This is a genomic window from uncultured Microbulbifer sp., from assembly GCF_913055755.1.
Lineage (GTDB): Bacteria > Pseudomonadota > Gammaproteobacteria > Pseudomonadales > Cellvibrionaceae > Microbulbifer.
On sequence record NZ_CAJXKH010000051.1, the window covers coordinates 20,609 to 28,070 of the forward strand.

The 7,462-nt window shown below is 52.4% G+C and carries 10 protein-coding genes; 3 read left to right on the plus strand and 7 right to left on the minus strand.

Going from position 1 to position 7,462, the window contains the following annotated elements; translation table 11 throughout:
* Positions 1-42: 42 nt before the first annotated feature.
* The gene (locus QZ511_RS10180; protein ID WP_295802212.1) at positions 43-1,887 is read right to left on the minus strand and encodes a glycoside hydrolase family 13 protein; all 1,845 of its coding nucleotides are present in this window, start codon (positions 1,885-1,887) and stop codon (positions 43-45) included.
* Positions 1,888-2,207: 320 nt separating this feature from the next.
* Here QZ511_RS10180 and QZ511_RS10185 point away from each other — a divergent pair, with 320 nt between their 5' ends.
* The gene (locus QZ511_RS10185) at positions 2,208-2,909 is read left to right on the plus strand and encodes a spermidine synthase (RefSeq protein ID WP_295802203.1); all 702 of its coding nucleotides are present in this window, start codon (positions 2,208-2,210) and stop codon (positions 2,907-2,909) included.
* A gap of 51 nt (positions 2,910-2,960) precedes the next feature.
* Here the strand turns inward: QZ511_RS10185 and QZ511_RS10190 are convergent, their stop codons facing one another.
* The 3 genes from QZ511_RS10190 to QZ511_RS10200 all read right to left on the minus strand — a co-directional run bounded on the left by QZ511_RS10190 (position 2,961) and on the right by QZ511_RS10200 (position 4,921).
* Entirely contained in the window at positions 2,961-3,242 is a 282-nt protein-coding gene (locus QZ511_RS10190) for an antibiotic biosynthesis monooxygenase (protein WP_295802204.1), read from the minus strand.
* Between the two features lie 91 nt (positions 3,243-3,333).
* Positions 3,334-3,720, minus strand: coding sequence for a hypothetical protein (locus QZ511_RS10195; protein WP_295802205.1), 387 nt, complete (start codon positions 3,718-3,720; stop codon positions 3,334-3,336).
* A gap of 868 nt (positions 3,721-4,588) precedes the next feature.
* Positions 4,589-4,921 (minus strand): hypothetical protein, encoded by a 333-nt coding sequence (locus QZ511_RS10200; RefSeq protein ID WP_295802206.1) that lies wholly within the window; start codon positions 4,919-4,921, stop codon positions 4,589-4,591.
* 171 nt (positions 4,922-5,092) lie between these two features.
* On the opposite strand from QZ511_RS10200, the gene QZ511_RS10205 reads away from it, so the two are divergent.
* Together QZ511_RS10205 and QZ511_RS10210 are read left to right on the plus strand one after the other, a co-directional pair.
* On the plus strand, positions 5,093-5,338 hold the full coding sequence (locus tag QZ511_RS10205) for a type II toxin-antitoxin system CcdA family antitoxin (RefSeq protein WP_295802207.1): 246 nt from the start codon (positions 5,093-5,095) through the stop codon (positions 5,336-5,338).
* Entirely contained in the window at positions 5,338-5,655 is a 318-nt protein-coding gene (locus tag QZ511_RS10210) for a CcdB family protein (RefSeq protein WP_295802208.1), read from the plus strand. The genes QZ511_RS10205 and QZ511_RS10210 overlap by 1 nt, the downstream gene beginning before the upstream one ends.
* A 39-nt stretch (positions 5,656-5,694) precedes the next feature.
* On the opposite strand, the gene QZ511_RS10215 is transcribed toward QZ511_RS10210, so the two are convergent.
* The 3 genes from QZ511_RS10215 to QZ511_RS10225 all read right to left on the minus strand — a co-directional run.
* Positions 5,695-6,099 (minus strand): DUF4259 domain-containing protein, encoded by a 405-nt coding sequence (locus QZ511_RS10215; RefSeq protein ID WP_295802209.1) that lies wholly within the window; start codon positions 6,097-6,099, stop codon positions 5,695-5,697.
* A gap of 199 nt (positions 6,100-6,298) precedes the next feature.
* Complete coding sequence (locus QZ511_RS10220) at positions 6,299-6,682, minus strand: GNAT family N-acetyltransferase (RefSeq protein ID WP_295802210.1); 384 nt, start codon at positions 6,680-6,682, stop codon at positions 6,299-6,301.
* 58 nt (positions 6,683-6,740) lie between these two features.
* On the minus strand, positions 6,741-7,462 hold a 722-nt coding region (locus QZ511_RS10225), incomplete at its 5' end, for a M23 family metallopeptidase (protein WP_295802211.1).

Here is a 7,462-nt window from a genome sequence, read left to right on the forward strand (position 1 = left end):
CGCAGCGCCTGCGCGCTGTTGCAATTCTGTGTTTCCTGACGCTCAGTGAATCTCGAAAACCCGGGCGTCATTGGCGGCAAAAGTAAGATCGGCCAGTGCGGTCTGCTGGCCGCTGACCACATCCCGCGCGGCAGACTTGCCTTTCAGCATTTCTGCGTAGTGTGCGCGGTCGAATTCGATGGCTTTATCGCCTTTGTTGATGACCACCATGACCGTGTCCTGGTCGTCGTGGCGGAAATACACGTATAGCCCGGCGATGGGCGCGAAGTGGGTCAGCTTGCCGTTGTGGACAACTTTACTGTCCTTGCGCCAGTTGAACAGGGTGCGCACAAACTGTTGTGCCGCTTTTTGTTCGTCACCGAGGTTCTCGCCGCTAAAGCCGTTGACGGAGTCGCCAGCCCAGCCGCCGGGGAAGTCACTGCGCACCACACCGTCGTCGCGCTGCTTGGGGCTTTTCGCCAGCAGTTCATCGCCGTAATAGAACTGGGGGATGCCGCGCATGGTGGCGAGGTAGGCCACCGCCATACGGAATTTGCCCGGGTCTTCATCCAGCTGGCTGTAAAGGCGGCTCATATCGTGGTTGCCGCCGAGGATCACCAGGTTGTTGGGGTTGGGGTAGAGCACATCATTGGCCAGGGTCTCGTACAGGGTGACCAGACCGGTGCTCCAGCTCTCCGGTTTTTCCAGCCCGTCGCGCAGGCCATACAGCAGCGGGAAATCCATCATGCTGGGCATGTGCGAGACGTAGCCGTTGCGGTTGTTGTTGCCCGCCTGCCAGTAAGCCACCAGCGCCGGCTGGCGGGTCCATTCCTCGCCCACCAGATTGAAGTTGGGGTACTCGCGCATCAGCCGCCCGGACCACCGGGTGAGGAAGTCCGCATCGGAATAGGCGTAGGTATCCACGCGAATGCCGGACAGGTCCGCGTACTCCACCCACCAGATGGCATTCTGGATCAGGTAGTTGGCCATACGCGGGTTGCGCTGATTCGGGTCCGGCATGGAATCGGTGAACCAGCCATCGGTAAACAGCTGGTGGTCCCTGTGGCTGGCATAGGGGTCCATGTGCACGGTGCGCGCGTGATTGGTGTACGCGTACTCGCCTTTTTCAATGCCGCTGCCGTTCAGCCAGTCGTCGCCGGGCAGGTCCCTGAGCCACCAGTGCCCGTCGCCGATATGGTTAGGCACCATGTCCTGGATGACGCCGATGCCTTTTTCCCGCGCCGCCGCCACAAACGCGCGGAAGCTGTCGTTGCTGCCGAAGCGGGAGTCGATGCGATAGAAATCGGTCGCCGAGTAGCCGTGGTAGGAGTATTCGGGCTGGTCGTTCTCGATCAGCGGGTTGGGCCAGATCTGGGTGAAGCCCATGCCCGCGATATAGTCCAGGTGTTGCCGCATGCCGGCGATATCGCCGCCGTGGCGGCCGCTCGGGTTGCTGCGGTCTGGTCCTTCCTGGGTGTCCGCGGTGCGGTCGTTGGTGGGGTCGCCGTTGGCGAAGCGGTCCGGGGTGATCAGGTAGATGGCATCGCTGGAGTCGAAGCCCTGGCGCTCGGCAGAGCCGGGGCGTCGCTGCCTCAGCTCGTAGGCGAGGGTCTGTTGCCAGCCGTCTCCGCTGAGTTCGATCAGCAGGGTACCCGGTTGCGCGCTATCGGCAATGGCCAGGTTGATAAACAGGTAGTTGGGGTTCTGCTCGCGTTCAGTGCCGGTGACCGTCACCCCGGGATAGTCCACATCCACCCGGGCTCTGTCCAGGCGCTCGCCGTGCAGCATCAGCTGCAGGTTGGGCTCCGCCATATTTGTCCACCAGAAGGGCGGCTCTACCCGTTCAACTCGTGACCGCTCATGCGCCTCCTGGTCTCCGGCCCGGACACCGCCGGCCGCCAGGATCATCAGCAGCCCAACCAGTAGGGGTCGGAGTCGGAAAATACGGCGGCTTGTGATCTTTGTCATCGCGGGCACCTGTGGACATTGGACTGGCGGGCATTTGATCGCACTTTTTTCGCCATTGTGCCCGCCCAGCCGGCGGCTGTTATCCCCCTCCCCGCAGGGGGGAGCCGCTACCGCCGGGGCAATTGGGCTCCGTGGCCTTGGGCAATGCCGTGATTCTGGCGTTGCCAGCACCGCCGCCGGTCAATGAAACGAGAGTTATGCTACATTGCGCGCGCTTCCCACTCTTCCCTATCTCCACCCACCTACTGTGAGCGTTTGCGATGAAACCCTGGATCGAACTTGGCACCGCCCAGATACCCAACAATGGCGGCGTGCTCACACTGCGCCAGCGCGACCAGGAGTTCTCCATCTCCCTGTCCGGCCCCCGCGGCGAACTGATGAACAGCCGCCGTTTCAACAGCGAGCAACAGCTGTCGGTACTGGGCTGCGCCCACCTGAAAAGCCGCAACAACGCCCGCGTCGTCGTCGGCGGTATGGGCATGGGCTACACCCTCGCCGCCGCCCTGGAGGTCATTCCTCCTGGCGCTGAAGTCATCGTAGCCGACCTGATTCCCGAAGTTGTGGAGTGGAACCGTGGGCCGCTGGGGGAATGTGCCGGCCGGCCGCTGGATGACAGCCGCGTAACCGTGCATATCGGCGATGTCGGTGAGTTGCTGGTGAAGCCGGCAGAAACATACGATGCGGTACTGCTGGATGTCGACAACGGCCCCGAAGGGCTGACCCACAGCGATAACAACTGGCTGTATTCCGTCGAGGGCACCAGCAGTATCTACGACTGTCTCTCGCCCGGTGGTGTGCTGGCGGTGTGGTCGGCGGGGCCCGATAGCATGTACGTCGGCCGGCTGAAGAAGGCGGGGTTTCGGGTGGAGGTAAAGACCGTGCGCGAGCGCCCCGGCAAGGGCGCGCGACATACGATATTTCTGGGAAGGAAAGTAGCTCGCCGGAACGCGAACAAGGCATAGCAGCGAAGTGCCGCAAACACTGGGTGTCAATCGTGATGCCGAAATTGTGGTTCAGTCTTGCTCAGAAATTTTGTAGTGACGCTCGACGTCTTTGGTTACCTTGCCCCAGTATGACGCTCTGACGCGCTGCTGATGGTAATCAAAAGCTTCACGACTGGAGAATTCTTCATACACGTTGAAGCGACCCGTAACATTTGGGTCTTGTTCGACGGTAAATTTTAGGCAGCCGGCCTCTTCCCTTGTCAGCTCGATATGGTTTGCCAGTTCACTTTCGACGATTTCGATATCTGATTCAGGCACGACGATGTGCCCCTGCAAAATAATCTTGCTCAATATTGGATCCCTGTAGATGCAAAGAACTCGCAACTGGCATAAGCAATACCAGGGTTGGATTCCGTATGTTATGTACCTCGGATGTCAGTTTTCAACAAGATTGACTGGGCATAACAAAAGGTTGGAATGGCAACTTTTTTCCACACCACGGGCAGTAGTTAATTACTGTCTGTCCATTTAGGAACCATTGCAGCCCGGAATCTCGTGCCATTGAAAGTTGCAGTCGAAGGTTTTTTGGCTCTTCAACCGCCCCAAACATTTGCGGGCAGCAGTACTGCGACAGCTTGCTTTGCCGCTCCATGAGCGAGGGGCCTGCATACTCATGAATCCATTCTCTACACGAGTCGCACGTGCGCAAGTGCTTTACTGCTTCACCGTCTACTTCCGGATCAAATGTATTGTTGGCGATTCTGGGAACTTCAAAGTCAGAAAAATAACGAAGCGCAACAATAGCTTTATCTTTATATTGCGTTTCCATCCAGTCTCTAGCTATTGAACAGTTCATCCGTGAGCTCTCTAAAATTGCCTTGTGCCACAGTCAGTGGCGGTCGTATCGCCCGGTACGCGTTGCAGACATTGGTATAGCTGCAGACTGCAACACCGAGCGTTGGGGCGCCTCATTGCCCTGCAGGTGGTTGCCACAACTCAACCTTGTTTCCCTCGGGATCGATTACCCAGGCAAACTTGCCATACTCAGAGTCTTCGACCTTTTCAAGCACGTTGCAGCCTTCCTGCTTAAGTGCCGCCACCAAAGCAGCTTTGTTCGTTTTTTTTCATGATATGTATTTTCTCTTCCGTTGAGTGTTAACTGACATATAGCGCTGCCGCCAGGGCAGCTTACCTGGTGCGCGTTTTGCGCGAAAATGGGAGCGCAGAGACCGTGCAAAAAAAAGCACAAAGTAAGGCGTCGGCTGCATTGCTTGTTAACCTGCTTCATTGGTGTTGCAGACCACTTCACCAGATGCTACAAGCCAATTACGACACTGATTGACAACACATCGAAAGTCCTCAAACCGAGATTCTTCCTTTCTTATGACCGAAACATCACTTTGATATCCGCTCGGACATAGCTCACTGGATCTTCTATGAAACTTCTTTAAAACGGAGTCATCACTTGAAAATCCGTTACCGTAGTATTCGACTAAATATCTATTTTTATCGATTCTTTGATTGTGATAACCGAGCCAAGTGTTAAAAGATCCTCCAGGTATCGCCGCTCGATATGGAGCGCAACCCGATAGAATGCAGGCAATTAAAGTTGTAATTAATGTTATTTTATTCATTGCTCATCTTAGGTAATCTGTCCCGCGGTGGGCCATAGGCCCGTAGCAAACTGCCCGGCTTTGTTAAGCAAATGACTGCACAAGTGCCATGGCCAGTCCCGCTATCATTATGATTAGGCCCAAGATAAGACCATATCTTACTCTACGAGCCTTTATATGTGCCCTTTTTCCTTCTGCAACGATCTCCGGATTATTTGAATCCAAGAATTTCTTAGAAAGAACCCAACTGTAAAGTGAAAGCGTATTACCTAGGTCCGCGAAGGAGAATCCTGATGGTGCCCCCAGGAATCTCCAGGTTGTCGGCTCTTCATTTTTTAAAAGAACAGCTAAGTTTGGAAATCGAATTTGCAAAATACTTACAACGAAAATCAGACATCCGAAAATAGTTACGATCATCTCTGACTCTCCATTGCTTAACGCCCGGCTTTGGGGCGGCCGTGGAGCCGCGAAGCGGCGGAATGGCCGTCCCAGCGCCGAAGGCGCGACAATAGTCGCTTGTTAAATGCATTTGCTACGCAAGGGGCATGCGCATAAACTATGCACATGAGCCACGCGAGGACTGTGACCATGAAGTCAATTTATGACCGTTCAGCGGCCAAGAAACCCACAAACCTTAGCCTAAACAAAGACTTACTCACTAAGGCAAAGCAGTTGAATATTAACCTTTCCGCGACACTTGAGAAGGCTTTGGCTGCCGAAGTCAGTAAACGACAGGCTGAAGAATGGCTAAAAGCCAATCAAAAAGGCCTTGAGGCATGCAATGAGTTCGTGGAAAAGAACGGCCTTTTTTCTGACGCATTTAGGGATTTCTAGTGAGCCAGTTTACTCTCTACGAAAACACAGATAAAACCACCAAAAAGGCCTATCCGTATTTTTTGGGTGTTCAAACTGACCTTATCTCCGTATTGAACTCCAGAATCGTGATTCCGGTAATTCCCGCCCAGAACCTGGAGAGAGAAGCGCCAGAACGTTTATGCCCAATTTTTCAAATTGATAGCAATGAGTACGCGCTACTTACACATCAGCTAACCAGTGCTCCGGCGTCGATTTTGAAGCGCCCCGTCGAAAACCTAGAAGCTTTTCGCGATGAAATTATAAACGCGATAGATTTTCTGATTACTGGCATTTAACGCCGTGCGCAAAGTAAGACGTCGGTCTGCCGCACCTTGTTAACTGCTGAGCGAAGTGATGATACCCTGGATATTGCCTTTCCACTCTGGGTAATCGTCTTCATTCTCTTCCCAAAGTTCATTTAACTCGGAATTTGGGCCAATAACTCTTTTAAGCAAAGATACCAACTTCATCTTGCTCTCAGCTATTGAGTTTGGATCTTGACGAGACAGCCAGATTTCAGCACCCTCCAACTTACAATGGCTTGCACCATTTAAAAGAGAATCAACCATGGCTGCGGACACAATAATTTGATGGCAATCGTCATATTCAAGATATTCTGATTCATCGATCGAAGTAGACTTTTCAACCATTGCTTGAATAGTTGTCTCATCGTCTATCGCGTCCTCGATAATGTCACAAGATGTATCATCATCGAAAACACCCATTCCCCAAGCGCCCATGTTTGTTCTCCTTATTGCAGTTAACGCCCAGCGTTGGCTGTCGCTCTGCCGCTGTTTGTTACGTGTTTCCGGGGTTTAGGAGCGACGTCAAGACGTGATTCTCCCAGACTCCGTTTATTTTCAAATATCGCTTTGCCTCGCCTTCAATACTAAAGCCAAGACTCTCAAGCAACTTGGCTGATCTATGGTTTTTCGGCATTTAATTTGCCATTACACGATTAAGCAATAGATCTTCAAAGGCGTAATTTATTACATATTGACAAAGAGCTTTCATAACTCCTTTGCCTTCATGCTTCTGATCTACTGAAAACCCCATATGACACGCCATGAAGGGACCTCTCACAATATTTGTGAGTGAACATGTGGCCATGACTTCGCCGCTTTCTGGCGCCACAGAGATAAAGTGAATTGATGTAGCATTTCCGTTCGGCGAGCACCAGTCTTGCAACCGTTGCCTCCAAGCCTCAACAGTATGAAACCCTTTCTCTCTAGCTGGTTCCCAGGCACGCAGATGTGAGTCGTTTACCTCATAGAATTTTGACAATCGAGAAGCATCATCTAAAGAAACGATTTTTACATCCATGCTTTATTCTCAATGACACGTAACGTCCCAGCCCCGCAGGGGCGATAACAGCCGTTTGTTAAGCGTCCGGCGCGCTCGGCTTCGTTGTGCCGATAAGCTTTGGGTTAAATCTAATTTGTAATGGCTCATCATCCTTCCATGCGACGATATGTACATGAGGGGCTCTAGACATGCCATTGTTTCCGATTAAGCCAACTTTGCTCCCTGCCGATACAAGCTGCCCCTCACTTACGAAAATTTCACCCAAATGAACCAAAATAAACGATACGCCGCCTTCTGATATTAAGGATACATAACCGACTTCATCACGGTTTCCCGTCATTCCAGGCACATTAACTTTATTGCTCCTTGAAATCTCCTTTACAAGGCAATCACATGGAGAAAGAACCGGCTGTCTCCAACCATAGTAATTCTCGTTTTTTAATCCTTCATCAGAATATATTTTGAGAAACTTCTTTTCTCCGACCTTATGCATTCTAACGATTACACAATCAGTTCCGGTCTTCCTAAAAACGTCGGGAGCCTGGTCGTTGTAAGAGTGATCGCTACAGGTGTAATTCTCTTCATATGGTGGATGCACTAATATATCGTTTAGCCTATCCTCGGCCACCGCATTCCCACCTAAACCCAGCAATAAAATAAATAAACGTATCATGCTTTCCTCGCTTAACGCCCAGCGCAGGCGCAGCCAGCGCGGAGCGCCTTTTGTGTTAATGTTTGAGCGCCAGCGAGTAACACAAAAGGTGCGTAGCGTTGGCTGTCGCTCTGCCGCTGTTTGTT